We start from the raw sequence: 20,732 nt of genomic DNA, 5'->3' as shown, positions 1-20,732 counted from the left end.
TTTAAATAGATTTACTAGACAAATTTTCCATAGCCTCTTTTACCGAACCATATTTTAACAAGCCCTGTTTAGCTTCTTCATAGTCGGTAAGGCCAATTTTGTCCATCAGCATCAAAACAGCACGGTCCAGGATCTTATCGTTGATCAACTTTACGTTGACCATGCTGTTGCCCTCTACACGTCCAAGACGGATCATGGTGGTGGTGGAAATCATGTCGAAGATCATCTTCTGCGCGGTACCGCATTTCATGCGTGTACTCCCCGTAATAAATTCAGGACCGGTGATCACTTCTACCGGAAAATCCGCCTGCGCGGCAATTCCAGAATCCGGGTTACTGACGATACAGCCTGTAGTGATTTGGTTTGCTCTGCATTTCTTTAAGCCTTCCAATACAAAAGGAGTACTGCCGCTTGCTGAAATGCCGATCACGATATCCATAGGCGACACCTGTGCTTCGCTCAGTTTTGTCCAAGCCTCGTTGACGTCGTCTTCGCACTCTTCAAGCGCTTCTGCCAGCTGAGCTATTCCGCCGGCCAAAATCACATTGACCCTTCCTTTTTCTATGCCGTAAGTTGTAGGCAGTTCAATCACATCCAAGACAGATAATCTGCCCCCGCTTCCAGCACCGATATAAAACATCCTGCCACCAGCGGCTAGCTTTGCGATGATCTGCTCAATCAACACATTAATTTGAGGTAAGGCAACCTTTATTGCGGCCGCTACCTTCGCATCTTCCTGGTTGATGTATTGCGTAAGCTCCTCAACTGATTTGGTTTCCAGGTGATCATATAACGATGCTTGTTCTGTAATTCTAGTCATTTGCATTTTATTATTGGTTTTACTTTTTTAAATCAGGATTTGCGGTATAAGCGTTTTTAATTTTATCAATGTATTTTTTATGAAGTTGCATAGAGACCGTTACCGGGTTGCCCTGTGGCTTGTCTGTATATTGTTCACGTCCATTTACCCAGTTCCATTCCCAATCTTTCATCCGTGTTTCAAACGCTTCCTGATCAAATGGTTTCCCTTGCTCCAGTGCTGTGCTGGTCTCGGCGATAAATGTTTGCCATCTTTTGCCGTAAAAACCATTGAACAACCCTGCCCATTGCTTGTTGGCATATTCGTGCAGCGATGCATCTTTACCACCCCAAAGGGTGATCAGGTCGCGGGCATTTTTTTCATATAAACGACTTTCTGATTCATTGGTTGCCCATTTTTTGGCATCATTTAACCATTTGCCCAACAGGAAATCTTTACGGGTACCCATTAGCTTGTCCATGTCTGCTATCAACGTTAAAAACTCTGCGGTATGTGCCCTGTAGGCAGTCAGGTTCTTATTCCTGAAATCCCTGGCGAACAGGCGCTGAAGCACTGTCGCGTAATTTGCGAGTACCTGGCGACCTACAGTAACGAGGTCAAATTGATAACAGTCGTTGTTTTTAAAGCGGCTTGATGCATTCAGCAAATGCGTCCAGGCTGGAACCAGTTTATCCCCATCGTAAGGCAAGTCTGTACCAGTCCAGTCCGCATGTTTCTCATGTGTAGGTCTGGCCGAGATGATGGTTTCATAGCTTCCTTCTTTTGCATATACCGTCTGGTGTAGGATCTGCCAGGCTTTTTCTGTTTGCGGGTCACGCTGGCCATACCGGCGTTGCGCATAGTTGACCAACCATGATTTGACGTCGATAACCTGATCGTTCCATACATGCTCCAGCATCAGCGAGTAAACTACTGGATTTTGTTCGATACCCTCGGGCACCAATCCAATGCCCGACAAGCGACCCCTGTTCGGGTCATGCACCATTTCTGCAGGTTCTCTGCCTATATAGTTAAGGTCGCCATAGAGCGGATTCCTACCACCAAAATTATGCAGCATACACCAAATCCATTTCTTGCCCCAGAAAGCCTCTGTTTTTGTCCAGATGGGTTGTTCATCCGCAAATAGATCCAGCATGATCAGGTTGTCATCAGGTACACCACTCAAGTAGTTTTTAACTACTTCCGGTTTCCAGAAGTCACGCTTATCCCAGAACATCCAGCCCTGCATTACCCAGATGGCCTCCGGATCCGCTTTAGCCATCCCTTTATACACGGCAGTGCCTATTTTTCTGACATATGCCGTGTCTGTATAAGGCAGGTACATTTCGTTAAAGGTATCCGCACCGTATAAATGATCTGTATTGCCAAAGGCTTTGTCTTGCTCTGCCATAAACTTATCGGCTATTTGTTGAAACAAGGGATCGTCAGGGTGAAGTACATAAGTGTCTGCAAACCTACCTTCCCAGTTCAGCCTATCTACCCTGGCATTCGGAAAACGTGCTTTAAATGTAGGTGGAACATGTCCACTGAAGGCAGGCAAAATAGGTTTCATCCCCAGTTCGCGCTCTCTGGCCAGGATTTTCTTTTGCAATTGTTCATGGCTTTCCATCCAGCTTTTAGGCAATGGGCCGTTCAATCCATCGATGTTACCGGCCCAGAACCACATGAAATAAGCCGGACCGGTAAAGAAAGCATCCATATCACGATCGCCAAAGCCCATGCCCCGGTATACGCGGTCCCATAGCGCATTCTGTCCTGTCATGGCCAGCGGCATGTTTACCCCGTTAAGGGCCATGAAGTCGATTTCCCACTCCCAACGTTGCCAATCCCACCAGGAAGAGGTATAGTTGAATGTACAATAATTGAAATAGTGTCTGTATTCGTGCGGGGTAACTTTACGCACTTTACCCGGCACCATTGGAAATGGTTTGGGTATGTTTAAGTTGGTGCCATTCCAGCTGATGTCGCAGTGCGCATAGTTTTTCAGCCAGTAGTTTAAGGCACTGGCTACAGAAATACCGGTGTTTCCTCTCAATACAATTTGATTTCCCCGGCTTTCCAGCTCAAAAATGTCTTTGCCATTGGCTGCTGGTAAATATTCTATAACAAACCGGTCTGCATGGTTAGGAAGAATCCGTTTGATCAGGTCGTAACTTGCTTTTTCATTTAATTTATTGTCAGTACTAGCATGCGCCAGTGTATGAGTAAAGGTAAGGGAGAGCAGAATAAAGATGGATAAAATTAGCTGCTTAAAATTTGGTCGCTTCATGTGTAATTATTTAGTGTTAGTGTAGGCAGTTGGAAATGCATTGTTCATTTTTTGATTATACTTGGCGTATAACGCTTTAGCCACTGTAACCGGGTTTCCTGTAGGTTTATCGGTATAAGCTTCATTTGCATTTACCCATTTCCATTCCCAGTCTTTTATGGTATTTTCAAACTTAATCTGATCAATTTCTTTTCCAGCACTGGCCTGCAGCCGTACTTCGTCAAAAAATTGCTGCCAGCGTGGTTTATAAAAGCCTTTCATCATACCGGCCCATTCTTTACAGGCGTATTCATGAATATTACAATCTTTGTCTAACCACAAAGTGATCAGGTCGCGGGCATTGCGTTCGAATAATTTTTTCTCTGCCGGATTATCGCCCAACGCTTTGGCGTTGTTGATCCATTTACCCAACAGAAAGTCTGATCTGGTACCCAGCAACTGATCGATATCGTCGATCAATTCCAAGAATTGAGCGCTCTTTTTGTTGAAGGCGGCCATATCCTTTTGTTTATACGAGCTGGCAAAATCCTGTTGCAGTACGTTGGCATAATTGGCAAGGACCTGTCGTGTAACATCTACCAGGTCATACTGAAATCCATCGCTTGATTTTAATTCGTCTGATGCAGTCAGCAGATACGACCAGGCCTTCATCAGTTCCTTACTGGAATATGGAATAGCTGTATAGGTCCAGACTGTTGCTGCGTCGAAGGTTGGTCTGCCCGTAATGATGGTATTGGTACCCCACCACGGCTGGTGACTGTAAACCGTATTTTTTAATACTTCCCAGGCTTTCTCAGCATTGCTGTTCTTCTTCCCATAACGGCGTTGCGCATAACCCTTTAACCAATTGTCTAAATCAATTGGTTTATCGTTCCATACGTGCTCCAGCATTAACGAATAGATAGCTGGGTTTTGTTCAATGCCCTCCATGGTCAACCCAATCCCGGACATTTTACCTCTTTGGTCGTTTTTTAATGCAGCTGCCGGATCATTCCCGATTCTGGACATATCGCCGAACATGCTGAGGCGCCCGCCGAAATTGTGCAGCATGCACCAGATCCACTTTTCGCCGTAAAAAGCATCTGTTCTGCTCCATACCGGATTTAATTCACTATTCAAATCCAGTACAATCAATTTATCCTGTGGTACGGCACTAAACAAGGCTTTCATTTGAGTAGGCTGCCAGAAGTTGGGTCGATCTAAAAACATCCAGCCTTGCATGATCCATACCGCCTGGGTGTCTACAGCGGCCATAGATTCATAAATCTTTTTGGCCATTCCGTTGAGGTAAGTAGAATCGTTACTTACCGGGGTCATTTCATTAAAGGTATCTGCGGAATACAAATGATCCGTTCCGAAAGTGTTGATTAACGCTGTGAGGAATTTTCTGCCGATTTCTTTAAACATCGGTGTTTCTGGGTTGAGTACATAAGCTGGCGCCACGTTAATGCCCCATTGCTGGGTGTTCACTTTTATATCCGGAAATTTATCTTTAAAAGAAGGAGGCACATGCCCGGTAAAAGAAGGCAGTATGGGTGTCATTCCCAGCGCACGCTCCCTGGCCAGAATCTTCTTCTGGAGAGCTTCCTGCTTATCCATAAAGTTTTTAGACATCGGGCCTCCCCAGGCATCCAGATTGCCCATCCAAAACCAGTTGGTATAGGCGGGTCCGCTAAAAAAAGCATCCATATCTTTATCGTTGAAGCCCATGCTACGATATACTTTATCCCAAATTGAATTTTGACCGGTCAGCGCTAATGGCATATTCACACCATTTAAAGCCATGAAATCAATTTCCCATTGCCAACGTTCCCAGTCCCACCAGGTCGCTGTATAGTTAAATGTGCAATAGTTAAAATAATGACGGTATTCATAGGGCGTCACCTTTCTTATTTTTTTGCTGACCATTGGAAAAGGTTTTGGAATATTGAGGTTGGTGCCATTCCAGGTGATTTCGCAATGCGCATAATTCTTGAGCCAATAGTTGAGCGCACTGGCAACAGCAACGCCATTGTTTCCACGAAGGACGATTTTACCAGCTTTGCTTTCCAACTCAAACACATCGCTGTCGTTTTCTTTAGTAACGTAGGCCACTTCAAATTTATGGGCGTAGGCAGGAAGGATTCTTTTGATCAGTTCATAGGCTGCTTCTTTATTTAATACATTTTGAGTGGTTTGCGCAGTGAGGCTGATTCCTGTCCCTATCAGCATCAAGGCTAGTAAATAATACTTTAGTCGTCTCATATTTCATTTGTGTGTGTGTATTTTTATAATTCAGGGCCAGCCTGGATGTCGCCGCTCGGAACCCCATTGGCGATTACAGGCCATCCCTCTACCCAACTGAGCTTATCGAGCATCAGCATTCTTCTGCTTGCACCGCTGGATACCTTAGGGTTCATTTTATCTATAGCATGGTAGAAGAGCCAGTCAGTCCCGTTTTTGTCGGTAATGATTTTAGCATTGTGTCCCGGACCTGCAAACTTGGAATTGCCCTGCAAGATCAGCGTACCATTTCCACGCTGCACAATGTTTTTACCTGCTTGATCCAAGTAAGGGCCAAGCAGATTTTCTGATCGTGCGACCCTGACGTTATAAGTGCTGGCAGCCCCATCGCAGCAGCTGCCTTTTGAGCCAAAAAAATAATAGTAGTTGCCTCTTTTGTGAATCATTACGGCTTCAAAATCCCCGGCAGCAATATTTGTTTTTTGATTGATGTCTTTTACGGCGTAGCCATCTGCAGTTAGCTCTACTGCATACGTTCCCTGAACGGTTTGTGAGCTATAACTACCGAAAAACAGATACTTTTTGCCATTTTCTTCGTAGTAATGCGGATCAATCGAGACAGGCACCCCTATCTCCTCACTAAAAAAAAGTTTTCCTTTGTCTACAAATGGCCCTGCAGGTGAATTGGCCACAGCCAGCCCAATGGCAGGATTGCGGTCTGCCCAAAGCGAGAAAGAATAGTACATATGGTACAGGTTGTTTACCCGCACCACATCTACTGCCCATAAACCGCCTTCGGCTTTCCATGCAGGTTTTGCCGTGAAAGCATTTCCAACCAGGGACCATCTCACCAGATCGAGTGAACGTACAACCGGTACAAGCCTGTTTCCTTTTCCATCGCCCCAATCATCTTCTGTTCCATAACCATAATACCAGCCATCTGTACCTTTTATGATGCTTGGATCTGCAAGTATTGGTTCAAATACAGGGTTTCTGTATTGTACTGGGTTGGCGCTGGGATCAGTTCCAGTTGGTTGCGGTTCCTGCGGCACATTTTTTTTGCCGCAGGTTACCATTAAAAGCCAGATCAAAGCCAGGAAAAACGGTATGGTTTTCATCTTTGCTATTTCTTTAAGGGCCAGAAACCGATTGGGTTGAAGCGGTAGCGCCATAAGTCGCCGTTGCTATCCAGCGCTAACAGGTCGTCACCAGATGCGAATACATTTACATACATATCCCAGCCATTACCCACTTTTCTTCTGGAGCCAAATACACCGCTATCTGATAAAGGGATCTGGTACATATCTCCACCTGGCTCAATCGCGATCAGGGAATTTTGGTAAGCGAAAACCTGTTTGTAATCGTTCCATTTGGTACCGATTTTTTTAATTCTGCCAAAATCAAAGTTGCCGGCAACATCCAGGGGATACATGGTCATATCGCCAGCGCCGTCTACGCCAAGTAAAAGCCCTTTGAACGGAATGATTTTAGTAAATATCCCCCAGCCCTGACCGATCGATTTACTGCCGCCGAAAGCTCCCGATTTGCTTATGGCATATTGGCTGATGTCCTGTCCGCCGCTTGCCCATCTGGCAATCAGCCGGTCGCCACCGAAATAAAAGATCATATTGAAGATGTTCCATCCCACACCAATTTGTGCTGGTGTACCAAAGGTGCCGTTTACATTTACCGGATAAAGCAATAAGTTGCCATCAGCATTTTTTATGATCAGCTTTCCATCAAAATCAAGCATGATGTTTCCAACGCCTGCAGTACCCAAGGCAAGCGTTTTTTCACGCGGCACCTCGCCCGGTGCATAAGAACCCGCAATCAGGTAATAAGTGGTGGCCAGACTTTCGTTCAGCGTTCCTTCTCCGGTTTGCTTAGTCACGGTAACAGGCAAGAGATAAGTTTCAAAAGGATTTAAAAAGCCTTTTGTTTTGATCGACAGGTTTAACCTGCCTGTTGACTGCCCACCAGCCGGAATAACGGAAGTAAGGGCCTCGAGCACATAACTACCCTGAGGCATAAGCTGATAATTGGTACTGTTTTGCTGATTGTAAGCCGTAACTTTTTCCGGCATGACAGTAAAACCTACTGTAATGTTACCGGTTGCTGGTTTGGGGCCCCCAAGAAATGCACTATATACAAAGGAGGTGTCCTTATCGACAATACTTACAGAACGGACTTCAACCGGGTTGGCAGCTTGCGGCATATATACCTTTTTCAACTGCTCTGCCTGAGGAAGATCCAGATCAACTTTGACGTCTTTACTACATGCTGCCAGCATCATTAAAATGCCTATCGACGCAGCTAATTTAATTTTTTTCATGTTGTTGGTTTTATGAGTAGCTACCATCCTGGATTTTGTATAATATTTGGTGCCTTATCCACTTCACCCTGTGGCAATGGGAACAGGTAATGTTTTGGACCCTGGAAAACCCTTGTTTCGACCAGTGTCCTGATGTAATAACTTTCATCTGTCAGAGAACTTCCGGCGGTTATGTTCATCCCATATACCGGTTTGCTGTCTGTAGTTGCTGCGATTTTCCAACGGTGTGTATCGAAATACCGGTGTGTTTCATAGGCCAGTTCAATCCTCCGTTCATGACGGATCCTGGCGCGCATGTCATCTTTTAACAGGCCTGCTGGCAGTGATGGCATCCCGGCGCGGTTTCGTATGGCGTTCATATAGGTGTACACATCGGCGACAGGCCCTTTAGATTCGTTAAGGGCTTCGGCATAGTTGAGATAAATTTCACCCAGACGGTAATAGATCCACGTTTTCAATGAAAATTTCCCTTGAGATATAATTACAGATGGGTCTGCAAATTTTTTCAACAGATAACCGGTTGTATTGTAGTCACGGCCTGCTGTATTTTTGCCATCTGCACCCGATGTCCAGAACTGCAACTGTCTGTTGACAAATACTGAACCATTGAAATTAACGGTAGCGTAAAACCTCGGATCGCGGTTGATGTACATATTTCTTACACCGGCAGCCCATCTGTTCGGACTTGATGTTGTGCTGAACCCTGTTTCTACATAGCCTGATGTGCTATTGATGATTGGTGCACCGTTGGCATTGTAACCGGTAATCGGGGTTTCGCCGTTGGCCATTTCATAAGCATCTACCTGGCCCTGGGTTGGGTTCCATCCATTCCATCCCCCTAAGCTTCCGGGAAAGGAGCATTTTTCCATCCAGCCATCTCTACCTGAATTGCGTGCAAACAGTACTTCGGAGTTGTTATTTTCGATAAATAGCTGCTGATAATTCTTTACCGGATCAGTTGGATAAGCGCGAAAGAGCTTATAACCGGCTTCTTCACATTTGTCTATGCATTCTTTTGCTGCAACTGCTGCCCGCTCCCATTTGGCATCCTCATACTGCAGGGGAAAAAGTTGTGTGCCGGCATTGTCTTTAAAGTTGGCATAGTCCGGGTTTCCGTTCCAAAGCGGACTGGCGTTATAAAGCAATACTCTGGACTTCATTGCCAGGGCAGCGGCACCAGTTGGGCGACCAAGTTCACGTAAATCTGATCGGGTCATGGGCAACACTGCAGCTGCAGCATCACATTGACTTACCACAAACTCTATGCATTCTTGCAAGGGTTTGCGTCGGATTGAATTGAAGTCTTCATCTACACTCAACGCCTTATCCAAAATGGGAACTGCCCCATAGATCCGCATTAACTGGAAATGATAAAATGCCCGAAGGTATATGGCCTCAGCTATCCAGATGTTTTTTTGTTGCTGTGTAAAATCAGCATCCACCGGCGTTAGTTCAATGTATTTCAGAAATACATTTGCCTTTCTAATACCTTCGTACATATTTTTCCAGATCTGCCCGGCCACATTAAAGCTGTTCCAGGATCCTTTGTTCATTAATTTTCCAAACTTTTCCGGCCAGGGGATATTGAGCTCATCCGAGGCTACGACAAAAGGGTTGATGTCTGCCATGTCAGTGAAATAAATTTCGTTGGGCAAGCCAGCATAGATATCTGTCAAAAATGATTCTGCATAGTTTCGTTTTTGAAAGGCTTCCTCAATGGTAATGTCTTCTTCCGGTGTTTTTTCCAGAAAATCTTTGCGGCAGGAGGTTACCGTTAAAATTGACAGCATCAATAGCGTGCTGAATATATATTTGTAGTTCATGCTAATTGCTTTAATGGTGATAAATTATTTGAAGTCAATTTGTAGTCCGGCGTTGAAAGATCGCTGCAAAGGATAGCCACCAGTACCATCGTTTGATTCCGGATCGATGATCTTAATGTGGTCCCAGGTATATAAATTGACCGCGTTTATGAATAACCTCATATTTGATACGCCAATTTTATTGTTGAAGCGTTTTGGTAAGGAGTAACCGATCTCCGCATTACGTAACCTCAGGTAATCGCCATTGCGCATGTACAAGGTTGAATTGACAAAATTGTTTGGGTTGTTACCCTCATCAATTGCAGGATATAGTGCGTTGTTCCTGTTTTCTGGAGTCCAACGATTGTCGTAATACTCGGTCAGCACATTGTTTACCCCTGCGCCATCAAAGAATGGCCACATGGAAGTTCCGCTCAACATCAGACTTGTTTGTGCTGCGCCTGTAAAATATACACTGGCATCGAAGCCTTTGTAAGCCACAGTACCACCAAAGCCAAAGGTCATTTGCGGCAACCGCGCATAGCCGATTGGGATCCGATCGTTTGCATCAATTAGTCCATCACCATCAATGTCTTTATATTTAACATCTCCTACCCTTGGCCTGGAAAATGTTTGCCTTGGGCTGGTTTCAATTTCGTCCAGACTGGAGAAGAAGCCTTCTGCTACAAAACCCAGGGGCTGTAGTAACGGGAGGCCTTTGCCAGATAAGTAAGCATATTTCCGGCTGGGTTCATCGTTTTCGACGATGGTATTTCTGGCCCAGGTAAAGTTTGTTCTGAGAGAATAAAAAAGGCCTTTGCTGGTTGTATTTTTGATTTCCAATAAACCATCAATACCCTTATTTTTGATCCGGCCGAGGTTGCCATAAGGAATAGACCAGGGGAAGAAACCTGCAAAATCAGGTACTGTACCTCTTCTAAGTAAGATGTCTTTTCTATCTTCATTAAAAGCATCAACTTGCAGGGTAATTCTGTCTTTAAATAAACCCAGATCTATACCAATGTTGTTTTTGGTGGCCCTTTCCCAGGTTACATTCGGATTTCCGATCGCCTCTTCTTCCATTCCGTTAAACAATTGCTGATCGGCTCCGAAAAGATAAGACTGTCCGTTGGTCCGGATTGTGCTCAGGAATAAGAAACGTTGGGAAATATTGTCATTTCCTACTAAACCTCTTGAAGCTCTTATTTTCAGGTTACTTACAAAATTCACTTTCCAGAACTTTTCGTTGGAGACTACCCAGCCTGCAGAAGCAGCAGGAAAAAATCCATATTTCTTACCGTCAGGGAAGTTTTCTGAACCGTTATAACCAAAATTGAATTCTACCAAATAACGATTGTCATAATTATAGGTGGTTCTACCGGAAAGGCCTCTTCTGCGATAGGGCAGGTTTGCAACAGAAGTACCGGCAGACAGATCGACGTAATCACGCTCATTTAGCAGGAGCATGGAAGTTACGCTATGTTTACCGAACGATCGCTCGTAATTGATCTGCGCTTCGGTATATATGGCGCGGTTGCTGTATCCCCCCACACCATAACCAAGCGGTTGTTCTTCCTGAAATGGCGTGCTGTAAAGGTCTTTACCGCTTATCGGATCTTTACCGAGATAACGTTTCACAAGAAAAGCTTTTCTTCTGGGATTATCCGTTTGCGTGTAACGATCATAGGCAAACAATGCCCTGAGTGAAAGTCCTTTCGTTGTAAAAGAGGACAAGTCCCATTTCATGGCGAAAGTACCTTGCAGGTTGAGGCGGTCCTGAGTTGTATAGCCTGACTGGGTTGCCCTGGCCCAAGGATTCCATCCTAAATAAGTTGCTGCGCCGCCAGGCGTGCCGTCTGGGTTGGTTACCGGATAAGCGATGGGCGAAATGACTTTTAGTGCATTGAAAATATCTGGCGCAGACCATCCCGGATAATTACCTTTGTGGATGATACCACCAATTCCCAATTGCATGTACAAACTTTTTGAGAGGTTGATGTCCACGTTACTACGAAAATTATACCGTTTTATGTTGGCGTTGGTATTGTAGGGATTGTTATTGTCTTGTTTATAGATTCCGTCCTGCAAGGTAAAACCTACGTTGGTATAGTATTTAATGACATCACTACCTCCTGTTACGCTGAGGTTTTGAATGGTTTGCCAGGTATCTTTTTTTAATACGGCATCGGTCCAGTTGGAATTCGGATACAGGTAAGGATCTGATCCATCTTTGAATTTCCGTATTTCCTCATCACTCCAGGTTGGTGAATTTCCGGAGTTGATGCGCGCCTCATTCATTAACGAAGCATATTGCCCGGCATCGATGTATTCCGGTAAACGCATGGCATGAAGTGCTGCCGCCTCTGACCTGAAGGTGACAGCCGGCTTACCCACTGAACCACGTTTGGTAGTCAACAAAATTACGCCGTTAGCTCCCCTTACGCCGTAAACTGCAGTTGCAGAGGCATCTTTGAGGATAGTGAAGCTTTCAATCTCTTGCGCATTGATCTGGTTCATATCACGTTCTACACCGTCTATCAACACCAATGGCGCATTTTGACCAAACGTAGAAAGGCCGCGGATGTAGATGGCAGCCGCATCATATCCAGGCTCTCCGGTAGCCTGCCTGGTAATAATACCCGGGAGCTTACCTGCTATCGCATTAGATAAGGAGGGAGTGGATACTTTCTGCATTTCAGATACGGAAATGGTACTGATCGCGCCTGTTACAGAAACCTTTTTCTGCGTTCCGTAACCAACAATGGCAACTTCGTCCAGGTTTTCTTTAGACCTTGGAATCATTTGGATGGTGACAAATCCGGTAACGCCAGCACTGATCGTCTGGGTTTTGTAGCCGATATAAGAGAACTGTATGGAATCCTTTTCACTTTTAACGCTCAGGGTAAAATCCCCTTCTGCATTTGTGATGGCTCCACCAGTTCCGCCTTTAATTTTAACGGATACACCAATTAGTGGCAGTTTATTCTCGTCGATTACTTTACCTGTTATTAGCTTAGCGCGTGCTTCCTGGTAAAAGAAGTCTTCTGCTTTTGCCTCAGTAATCATCAATAGCAAAAACATAATTTGTAAAATTCTATACATATAGCTTGGTTAGTTGGTTTCCATCAAAAACGCAAATCGGCATTGAAAAGCGATACAATTGAGTCTATTCTATATCGAATTGCTTTTTTTTGCTAATTTTATGCGTTTACATCACAAATATAACCGCAAAAAGTTAGCATACAACATTTTTTTAAAAAAAATATTAATCTTTAAAACCTGTAGTATAGCATCATATACCATATATGAAACCATTATTCCGCCTTAGCCTCATCACAACACGTTAAAACCGCAAAAACGCAAAAAAAATGAAAGGTGTTGCAGTGGAAAATGGATAATCAAAAAATATATTAACTTTACCTTAAATCTAAAACCCTTACATAAAGATGCGTAAAGACGAAAGGCACAAACTAATCATGCGAGAGATTAACCTTCACAATAAGGTTTTGTCAACAGATCTGAGCGCATTATTGAATATCTCAGATGATACGGTTAGACGGGACCTGAAAGAACTTGCAGAGGGTGGAAAATTATTGAAAGTTCATGGAGGTGCCGCAAGTAAATCCTTTGTAGCTCCCTTCAATACGTTAAATGAAGTGTATGCAATAAATGAAAAAAGGGCAATTGCAGAAAAAACATTAAAAATTATAAAGAATGATATGGTCATTCTTACCGAGGGCGGCACCACGATACTTGAATTTGCTAAAATGATTCCTGAAAGTTTGAAGGTAACTTTTTTTACGATAAGTCCACAAGTAGCCATCACTTTATCCGACCATCACAACCTGGAGGTGATTACTATTGGCGGCAAACTCAACAAAAACGCAAACCTGCATATCGGAGCAAGTGTAATTAACCAGCTGGTAGATATTAAGGTAGACCTGTGTTTATTAGGCGCAAATGCATTTTCGGCGGAAGAAGGACTTACAGATATGGATTGGGATATTGTACAGGTGAAAAAAGCGATTATCAGAGCTTCAAAAAGAACCGCTGTACTAAGCATTTCGGAAAAATTGAATACTGCACAGCGAATTAGGATCTGCGATCCGAATCATATTAATTATCTCATTACTGAATTACCCGCCGAAAGTCCGTTGTTAAAAAATTACAAAAATGATTACTTGAACTTACTTTAACCTTCCAGTTAAAACATAGCATTGTGATGAAACCTGTCTAAAATGCCATCCTATTGTTTTTCTATTGTTTAACTATTTTAAACGCTGTCCTTCTATTCAACTGATGAGCAGACTCCGAACATTTCACTCCATTAGAGCAGTTATTCAACAGCTCGCTTTCGCCATAGCCTTTTGCAGTGATTCTGTTTTTCTCAATTCCACGATCAATGATGTATTGAACTGCTGAGTTTGCCCTCCGCTGAGACAGCCAATGATTATATTGATCATTCCCCCTACTGTCAGTATGCGATCCAAGTTCAATCCAGATTGTTGGATTGTCTTTCATAATCTTTACAAGTTTATCCAGTTCAACCGCTGCATCTGGCCGAATATTCGATTTATCAAAATCATAGTAAATATTCTCTATCTTAATTGCTTTTTCCAATTCAATTTTCTCTAAATAAAGATCTTTCTTAATCTCAGCAGAAGCCGTTAAATTTATTGTTGTAAGTGATGCAACATCAGCCCTATAATTGCTTTTTTCTCCAATCAAATTGTAATTAGATTCCTTATCCAGATTAAAACTAAAATTACCGGTTTGATCAGTTTGTACTTTCAGCGTTTGACCATTGATTTTATAAAGGGTAACTATAGCATTTACTAATGGCTGGTTATTCGCCCTGTCAAACACGCTACCGATCAATTTGAGGGCAAAGTTTTGATGCTCCGTAAAACTATAAATATCATCGCTGCCAACCCCACCTGTTCTATTTGAGGTAAAATATCCAGTTAAGGGCGAAGTTTTTAAATACGAAAAATCATCTTGTGGAGAATTTGTTGGATAACCCAGGTTTTTCGGCCCGGCAATTCTTCCAGTTAATAACTTAGCCTTAAATACATCCAGTCCTCCCATTCCTATCCGACCATCAGTGCTAAAATATAGGTTATTCTCATTATCCAATATGGGCGTGCGTTCATTGCCTTTGGTGTTAATTTCCCTTAAATTTACAGGCAATCCCCAGTCCCCGGCATCAGTGCGCTGACACATGTAAATATCTGTTCCCCCAAGTCCGTTTGGCATGTTGGATACGAAATAAAGACGATTTCCATCTGAAGTAATAAATGGATCCCCAACCGAGTAATCATCTACCTTATTATATTTAAAAGGAAGAGGATTTGTCCATTTTCCATCTGCATTTTTTGTACTCGAATAAATCTCTAAATTAACGGTAGCCAATTTCCCTTTAACATAAACCGGCTTTTTAGGCACCTTACTTACGGTAAAAAAAACCTCATTCCCATCTTTATTGAAACTTGCCGGTCCAACATGATAATCTGTATTTGCATTTAAATTGAAACTAAAAATGTCGTCCTGATTTTCATCTTTTCTATACAGCTTTAAATAATGATTTCCTGTCCACCCATAAACAGTTCGGTCGGGCCTTTTAGCTCCATCGAACTTTAAGAACGGTCTATTCCCCGATAAGTTATCAGCTGATGTATTTCCACGATCTGAAGAAAAAACAATACTATTGCCATACACTGTAGCCCCCCAGTCTGACTGAGACGTATTGAGTGCCTTTTCATTGGTGATGGCCATTGCTGTAGGGTTTTTCATCCAAAACCCAGCCGAATCGCAGCTCAACAGCCAAAGATTTTGTTCTTTTGGATCAACATCCTTGTTTAATTCAGCATACTTCTGATATTGCACTTTTGCTTCAGCATATTTCGAATTTTGTTGTAACGCTTTGGCGTAATGGAGAACATTTTCCGGATTGGTGTTCGACATTCCCGCAGCGATTACATACCAGCTTTCAGCTTGTCTGTAATTGTTCTGATAGCTATAAGCCTGAGCCAGACGTTCGGCTGCGTGTAAGGTCGGTTTCTTTTTATAAGCCAGCTCATACAAATCAATCGCTTTATTGAAATTAAAAAGCTCATACTGTTTATCAGCCTCAAGCCTTGCATATTGAGCTAGTACCGTAGTTTGATAAGCGAACAATACGGTAATAACAAGAATTAATCTGTAAATATTTTTTTTCATATTTTTTCCTCCTCAGGGATTTAAATTACATTTAGCGCTAAGCAGAAACTAAAAATATCTCGGCGTACGCATTCTTGTATATCTTTTATTGAAGAAATAGCTTATAGAGATTTCATGAGTACCTGCACTATAACCTTGAAGTGGACCAATAGAAAAATCATATGCATAACCTATTCTAAAGTTTTCCGTTGGTAAAAATTGTACCGCTGCGACTACTGAATTCAGCTGACTCAAGCTCTTTTGCAGGTAATCTTTATTGTACAACTTCACGCCGGTACGATAGGAACCTCCGAGCCAAAACTTACTTTCTAAAATCACAAATGCATTTAAATCCAAACTGGTTGGGCCTCCCCTGTCATCCTTAAGCAGAAAGGATGGTTTTAACAGTACACCCTCGTTTAAGGGCAACAGTACACCCGCAGTTAAATAATAATGTGGCTTTGGCTGTGGGATAAATGCATAACGATCAATATCAATATATTGAGAGATCAGATTATCTGCTGAAAGACCCGCATAAAAACGATCATTCGAAAAATAAACACCTGCTCTTGCGTCGGGCAGAATTGTACTTTGAACCCCTACTGGCTGATACACTTCAGGATCGTTGGGATTTAACCTGGCTCCATCAATCCCCAGTTGAATAGCGCCGAAACCAAGACCGAACGCTAATCTTGCAGAGCCATCATCATTCATGCGTATTCTATAGGCGTAATTGCCAAACACAGATTCATTGCGCTGAGCACCTAAATGGTCGCTTGAAATCTGTAGTGCTAGTCCGACATTTCCATCATTAGCAATAGCATCAACCGCTAACGACATGGTTTTAGGAGCACCTGTAATACCCGTCCATTGATTTCGATAAAATGCATGAACATTTAATTGCTCTCTGTATCCGGCATAAGCTGGGTTAATATAAATTCCATTGAACATATACTGGCTGAACTGCGCGTCCTGCTGCCCTTTAACCAAATTGGAGAATAAAAGTAGCCCGGTAATTATCTGTAGTATTCTTTTCATGTTTTTCACCCGCTTGAAACTAATTTTTAAACGCCCTGATTAAGGTGATATACCCTTTAAATGTCTGCCAGTCACTTCCGGTACCTTCTTTCACACGAAGGACGTAATAGTAGGTACCCTCGTTCAATCCTTCTCCGATCCAATCATTTCGATAATTATCAGATTTATAAACCTGGTTGCCCCAACGATTTACAATAATCAGATCGTTCTGGGTAAACAGTTCTAACCCCCGTATTTCAAAAGTATCGTTGTTCCCATCGCCATTAGGTGTGAAAAGGTTTGGAACAAATAATGATCCGCCTGAAGCAGACAGCTTGGTAAAGAAACTTCCATTAGCTGCAACATCAGTAGAAATCTCTATATCATTTCGGGTATGCAGCCCCTGAGAGGGATTTAAACCCTTTAAAAGTTCCCATTTCTCTCCGGTAACATAGCGGGAAATCGCTGCATTTTGGTCCTTAAAAAGATTGCCATTGGTAATACTATTGTGTTGCAAGGTCATAGCTACTGTTGTTGCAGGTAAACCGTAAATGTGCCATACGCGATCCATACCTGTTGACAGATTTTTAATTGCTTTACCTGCATGCGCATAATCCTGCACACTTACATATAGCTTACTTGCTTTTTGAGGGGTCAATGTTGCTGGTGTATAATCGCCTTCGGAAATACCTACTGGAAAAACAAAAGGATCTTTACCATCATATTCTTTAATCATGTGGCCAACAATACTATTGCCGGTTACCACCATACGATCCTTACTGTAACCGGTAATCTTCCCGCTATTGTTGAAAGCTAAATTCTGACCATTTAAAATTACATCGGCACCATTTACCGTAAGATCCAAAGTTGCCCCGATATTTAAGGCAGCCGAAAGAGGCCCACCCGGATTAGCAGTTCCAAAACCTGGGTCACTAACATCATTCAGCATGATATTATCAGGATTACGATGTTCAAGCAAAAGATTAATAAAGTCAGCATTGTTTCCATCAATATGACTTGGGCCCGACGCCATTGAAGTATAAAATGGATTGTCGCCTGGATTGTAAATCACAATTTTACCGGAGCCCTTAAAAGTAGCCCCCGGTGCAATCCAGATATACTTACTGTAAATTTCTAATGTACCATCAATTTGCCAAACTGCGTTAGGACCAAAATAAGTACCCTCACTAAAACGCTGTTCCGCTGTTCCGGCAGAAACTGTAACAATTGAATTATCAACAGTCATACTTCCAGATCCGTTTTGAGCAGCTACCTGAAATTGTATGCCAAATAGCAGGCTAAAAAAAAGGATAATTTGGTATCTATAGTTTTTCATTTTCTAGCTCCGTTCGTTTTCAGTGATATAAGCACTATTTATTATTTTTCTACAAACTTAGTTACTCAACAGGAATAGCAACAATATCGAATTGATCAGCTACATATCCTCCGAAAGTAGCACTAACACCATTTGCATCATTAGCAAAAAGCTGTGCCACCAAATTAACCCCATAAGTACCTGGATTTAAAACTATTGTTCTAGAGCTGCCATTAGTATAATACCCATTTGCTCCGCCTGAAGCAGTGGCCGTAAAGGGGAATGAGTTTGATTGAATTAGGCCGCCCACTGTAAAAGGGGTTCCACTTGGAAGTGCTTGCCATACTAATTGAGCACGAATATTTTTAGGCAATCCATCAGTTATTGGATTTCCATTGCTACTAGAAATAGAACCAACACCAAGGTTATAAGAAAAGGTGACAGCAGATTTTCTGGTGATGGTGAATGTTTTTGTTGCCATAACCGTTGATGTAGTACCAGCACCATTGGTGGAAATTGTAACTGGAGTTGTTGTAATGGCATCTATGCCGTCTCCTCCCACTAATACTTGGCTATAGCTTGGGCTAACTGTTTTTAAAACGCCGTCTGCATCAGCTACCACTACCTTGTCTGTTGCGGTATTTCCTGCCAGGCCGTTAATATCTCTAATTCGAACATTTCCAGATCCAACATCAAATTGTTCTGAAGGAGCATCGAAGGCGGTAGCTATACCCACTAAACCCTCACCTGTAATACGCATTCTTTCGGCTCCCGAAGTATTGCCACCTGCACTTGTTGAAAATACTATCGGTGCTGGATCTGTTGTCAAGTGGGTAGTTATCAACAGTTGCTGAACTCCCGCCCCGGCAGCTGTTAAATTAATCTGACCAATTGGAAAAGACTGGATATCAAAACGATTATAAGTAGGTCCTGAGCCTGAACTCAAATACATATCTGCTTCATTAGTATCTTTTGCTACAATGCCAATACGACCATTATTGTCAAAAAAAATATCTCTTTCTGGTGCAGTAAACCTAAGGCTATTTCCCGCTAAATTTACTACTCTGCTATTTGTTAGCGAACCATTTGCATTGTATATATTGACAAAAGATGATGGAGAAATTGATCTTAATACACCTGTAACTGGATCTGTAACAACAAGATTATCGCTATTTGAACCAGTTTGTAGGCCTTTAACAGCTAAAGTATTAGTAGCATCTGTTACTATATCAGTTGCTTTAATTAAGCCTCCACCTAACTGGATATTATCTGCAGTTTTAGTTAAACCATTATCCGCAGTTACGGTTGCTGTAGTTCCAGCAGGACCCTGAGGACCAGTAGCTCCTGCTGGACCTTTTAATGTTCCACCGTCTAAAGCCCAGGTACCACCTGTTTTGGTATAGGTTAAACCGGTTGTCGTATCTACATACGTATCGCCATCAACACCTGTCCCAGCTCCAGGAACTGTCGTTCCACTTAGCATCGATTTACCATTTGTTCCATTGATACCGTTGGTACCTGCTGCTCCTTGCGGACCACGGATATTGCCGTTAGATACCCAAGTAGTACCATTATAAACATAAATCTCACCTGTAGTTGTATTAATGAACGTATCTCCATTAGTGCCAGTAGCTGGCAAAGTTGTACCGCTGCTTACCGATTTTCCATCAACACCGTTGGTACCATTCGTGCCTGCTGCTCCTTGCGGACCGCGGATATTGCCGCTAGACACCCAAGTAGTGCCATTATAAACATAAGTCTCACCTGTAGTTGTATTAATGAACGTATCTCCATTAGTACCCGTAGCTGGCAAAGTTGTACCGCTGGTTACCGATTTACCATCAGCCCCATTGGTACCATTAGTTCCTGCTGCTCCTTGTGGACCACGGATATTGCCGTTAGATACCCAAGTGGTACCATTATAAACATAAGTCTCACCTGTAGTCGTATTAATGAACGTATCTCCATTAGTGCCGGTAGCTGGCAAAGTTGTACCGCTGGTTACCGATTTACCATCAACCCCATTGGTACCGTTGGTACCATTAGTTCCTGCAGGACCAGCTACACCCTGAACACCTTGAGTACCCTGAGGGCCACGGATATTACCTGCAACCATCCAACTGGTTCCATTATAAGTATATACATCACCTGTGGTTGTATCGATATAGGTATCGCCATTGCCACCCGTACCTGTTGGAGCACCAGCACCGCTGGTTACAGAAGTACCATTCGTACCGTTGGTACCTGCTGTTCCTTGTGGACCGCGAATATTGCCGTTAGATACCCAAGTAGTACCATTATAAATATAAGTCTCACCTGTAGTTGTATTAATGAACGTATCTCCATTAGTGCCAGTAGCTGGCAAAGTTGTACCGCTAGTTACGGAAGTACCGTTGGTACCGTTCGTGCCATTGGTTCCGTTGGTACCTGCTGCTCCTTGTGGACCGCGGATATTGCCGTTAGACACCCAAGTAGTACCATTATAAACATAGGTTTCACCAGTAGTTGTATTAATGAACGTATCTCCATTAGTGCCGGTAGCTGGCAAAGTTGTACCACTGGTTACCGATTTACCATCAACACCGTTGGTACCATTGGTACCATTAGTTCCTGCAGTACCAGCTACACCCTGAACACCTTGAATGCCCTGAGCACCCTGCGGACCGCGGATATTGCCGTTAGACACCCAAGTAGTACCATTATAAACATAGGTTTCACCAGTAGTTGTATTAATGAACGTATCTCCATTAGTGCCG

General features: G+C 42.9%; 12 protein-coding genes. 1 reads left to right on the top strand and 11 read right to left on the bottom strand.

The window, feature by feature from the left end; genetic code table 11:
* Position 1: 1 nt before the first annotated feature.
* Genes HDC92_RS19645 through HDC92_RS19615 form a run of 7 tightly spaced genes read right to left on the bottom strand, consistent with a single transcriptional unit; the run spans position 2 to position 12,548 of the window.
* The gene (locus HDC92_RS19645) at positions 2-820 is read right to left on the bottom strand and encodes an N-acetylmuramic acid 6-phosphate etherase (protein WP_183876768.1); all 819 of its coding nucleotides are present in this window, start codon (positions 818-820) and stop codon (positions 2-4) included.
* Positions 821-839: 19 nt separating this feature from the next.
* Positions 840-3,089 carry an alpha-N-acetylglucosaminidase gene (locus HDC92_RS19640; RefSeq protein ID WP_183876767.1) on the bottom strand — a complete coding sequence of 750 codons (2,250 nt, stop codon included), beginning with the start codon at positions 3,087-3,089 and terminating at the stop codon, positions 840-842.
* 6 nt (positions 3,090-3,095) lie between these two features.
* On the bottom strand, positions 3,096-5,333 hold the full coding sequence (locus HDC92_RS19635) for an alpha-N-acetylglucosaminidase (protein ID WP_255484603.1): 2,238 nt from the start codon (positions 5,331-5,333) through the stop codon (positions 3,096-3,098).
* Between the two features lie 23 nt (positions 5,334-5,356).
* Positions 5,357-6,430: a family 43 glycosylhydrolase gene (locus tag HDC92_RS19630; protein WP_183876766.1), complete on the bottom strand. Its 1,074-nt coding sequence runs from the start codon at positions 6,428-6,430 to the stop codon at positions 5,357-5,359.
* Positions 6,431-6,435: 5 nt separating this feature from the next.
* Positions 6,436-7,644 (bottom strand): BT_3987 domain-containing protein, encoded by a 1,209-nt coding sequence (locus tag HDC92_RS19625; protein WP_183876765.1) that lies wholly within the window; start codon positions 7,642-7,644, stop codon positions 6,436-6,438.
* A gap of 20 nt (positions 7,645-7,664) precedes the next feature.
* Positions 7,665-9,467, bottom strand: a complete 1,803-nt coding sequence (locus HDC92_RS19620) for a RagB/SusD family nutrient uptake outer membrane protein (RefSeq protein ID WP_015809208.1) — start codon at positions 9,465-9,467, stop codon at positions 7,665-7,667.
* A 24-nt stretch (positions 9,468-9,491) separates the two neighbouring features.
* Positions 9,492-12,548 carry a SusC/RagA family TonB-linked outer membrane protein gene (locus HDC92_RS19615; RefSeq protein WP_255484602.1) on the bottom strand — a complete coding sequence of 1,019 codons (3,057 nt, stop codon included), beginning with the start codon at positions 12,546-12,548 and terminating at the stop codon, positions 9,492-9,494.
* A gap of 344 nt (positions 12,549-12,892) precedes the next feature.
* On the opposite strand from HDC92_RS19615, the gene HDC92_RS19610 reads away from it, so the two are divergent.
* A complete protein-coding gene (locus HDC92_RS19610) occupies positions 12,893-13,642 on the top strand; it encodes a DeoR/GlpR family DNA-binding transcription regulator (RefSeq protein WP_015809210.1) in 750 nt (249 codons plus the stop codon).
* A 61-nt stretch (positions 13,643-13,703) separates the two neighbouring features.
* Here the strand turns inward: HDC92_RS19610 and HDC92_RS19605 are convergent, their stop codons facing one another.
* The 4 genes from HDC92_RS19605 to HDC92_RS19590 all read right to left on the bottom strand — a co-directional run.
* Entirely contained in the window at positions 13,704-15,665 is a 1,962-nt protein-coding gene (locus HDC92_RS19605) for an OmpA family protein (protein ID WP_183876764.1), read from the bottom strand.
* Positions 15,666-15,713: 48 nt separating this feature from the next.
* Positions 15,714-16,682: a type IX secretion system membrane protein PorP/SprF gene (locus tag HDC92_RS19600; protein ID WP_183876763.1), complete on the bottom strand. Its 969-nt coding sequence runs from the start codon at positions 16,680-16,682 to the stop codon at positions 15,714-15,716.
* Positions 16,683-16,701: 19 nt separating this feature from the next.
* Positions 16,702-17,997: a gliding motility-associated C-terminal domain-containing protein gene (locus tag HDC92_RS19595; RefSeq protein ID WP_183876762.1), complete on the bottom strand. Its 1,296-nt coding sequence runs from the start codon at positions 17,995-17,997 to the stop codon at positions 16,702-16,704.
* A 61-nt stretch (positions 17,998-18,058) separates the two neighbouring features.
* Positions 18,059-20,732: beta strand repeat-containing protein (locus tag HDC92_RS19590; protein ID WP_183876761.1), on the bottom strand; the 2,674-nt coding region annotated here is incomplete at its 5' end.

It is taken from the genome of Pedobacter sp. AK017, from assembly GCF_014200825.1.
Lineage (GTDB): Bacteria > Bacteroidota > Bacteroidia > Sphingobacteriales > Sphingobacteriaceae > Pedobacter > Pedobacter heparinus.
The sequence above is the reverse complement of the archived record's forward strand: the minus strand, read 5'-3'. Positions and strand labels throughout refer to the sequence as shown.

What these genes read in the sequence shown, in the direction of transcription:
- HDC92_RS19645 (WP_183876768.1), bottom strand. Translation starts at nt 820, where the DNA reads ATGACTAGAATTACAGAACAAGCATCGTTATATGATCACCTGGAAACC.
- HDC92_RS19640 (WP_183876767.1), bottom strand. Translation starts at nt 3,089, where the DNA reads ATGAAGCGACCAAATTTTAAGCAGCTAATTTTATCCATCTTTATTCTG.
- HDC92_RS19635 (WP_255484603.1), bottom strand. Translation starts at nt 5,333, where the DNA reads ATGAGACGACTAAAGTATTATTTACTAGCCTTGATGCTGATAGGGACA.
- HDC92_RS19630 (WP_183876766.1), bottom strand. Translation starts at nt 6,430, where the DNA reads ATGAAAACCATACCGTTTTTCCTGGCTTTGATCTGGCTTTTAATGGTA.
- HDC92_RS19625 (WP_183876765.1), bottom strand. Translation starts at nt 7,644, where the DNA reads ATGAAAAAAATTAAATTAGCTGCGTCGATAGGCATTTTAATGATGCTG.
- HDC92_RS19620 (WP_015809208.1), bottom strand. Translation starts at nt 9,467, where the DNA reads ATGAACTACAAATATATATTCAGCACGCTATTGATGCTGTCAATTTTA.
- HDC92_RS19615 (WP_255484602.1), bottom strand. Translation starts at nt 12,548, where the DNA reads ATGTATAGAATTTTACAAATTATGTTTTTGCTATTGATGATTACTGAG.
- HDC92_RS19610 (WP_015809210.1), top strand. Translation starts at nt 12,893, where the DNA reads ATGCGTAAAGACGAAAGGCACAAACTAATCATGCGAGAGATTAACCTT.
- HDC92_RS19605 (WP_183876764.1), bottom strand. Translation starts at nt 15,665, where the DNA reads ATGAAAAAAAATATTTACAGATTAATTCTTGTTATTACCGTATTGTTC.
- HDC92_RS19600 (WP_183876763.1), bottom strand. Translation starts at nt 16,682, where the DNA reads ATGAAAAGAATACTACAGATAATTACCGGGCTACTTTTATTCTCCAAT.
- HDC92_RS19595 (WP_183876762.1), bottom strand. Translation starts at nt 17,997, where the DNA reads ATGAAAAACTATAGATACCAAATTATCCTTTTTTTTAGCCTGCTATTT.